This is a genomic window from Aurantimonas sp. C2-5-R2 (genome assembly GCF_036549495.1).
Lineage (GTDB): Bacteria > Pseudomonadota > Alphaproteobacteria > Rhizobiales > Rhizobiaceae > Aurantimonas > Aurantimonas coralicida_A.
Map to the genome: position 1 here is coordinate 1 of NZ_JAZHLJ010000286.1, position 570 is coordinate 570.

Annotated in this window: 1 protein-coding gene; it reads left to right on the plus strand. The window is 64.2% G+C overall.

All coding sequences use genetic code 11. The features are described 5' to 3' along the window. Window positions 1-128 precede the first annotated feature (128 nt). A complete protein-coding gene (locus VQ044_RS25555; RefSeq protein ID WP_327649454.1) occupies window positions 129-347 on the plus strand; it encodes a helix-turn-helix transcriptional regulator in 219 nt (72 codons plus the stop codon). Window positions 348-570 lie beyond the last annotated feature (223 nt).

Consider the following 570-nt stretch of genomic DNA (forward strand, 5'->3'; position numbering starts at 1 on the left):
ACCGTCCTATGTGCCGCCGTTTCCATCCGGCGCCGCGACGATTCCCCGAACCCTCTTGCGCCCCGGCAAGGGCCTGTCCTGACTGGACAAAAAGCCGTCAAAAACCGCCAGCCGGAGGCATCGCATCCATGCCCGCACCAGACCGTATCGTCCGCCTGAATACCGTCCTCGCCCGGACGGGCCTGTCTCGCTCCACTATCTACCGCAAGATCGCCGAGGGCACGTTCCCCGCCCAGATGAGGATCAGCGCTAACGGCGCGGGATGGCATGAATCCGACATCGACCGTTGGGTCGCCAGCCCCGCGTTATGGCGGCCCAGCAGCAAGTTCGACTTCGATGACCTCTGATCGCGCGGACGACGGCGCAGGGGCAGCGTCTCGTTCCCGGCGCGTCAGGCCGCCGACCGTATCGGAGCAGCTTGAAAACCTGCTCGGATACCATGTGCCCATGGGCCGACCGCCCAAACATGACCTGTCCATATGGACCGTCACCGACGACTGGCCCCATCCCGTTCCGGTCACACAGGCCGAGGTCGAAGTGTTCGAGCAATGGTTCGGTGATCTCTTCGAC

Coding starts and splice junctions, on each gene's coding strand:
- VQ044_RS25555 (WP_327649454.1), top strand. CDS start 129: ATGCCCGCACCAGACCGTATCGTCCGCCTGAATACCGTCCTCGCCCGG.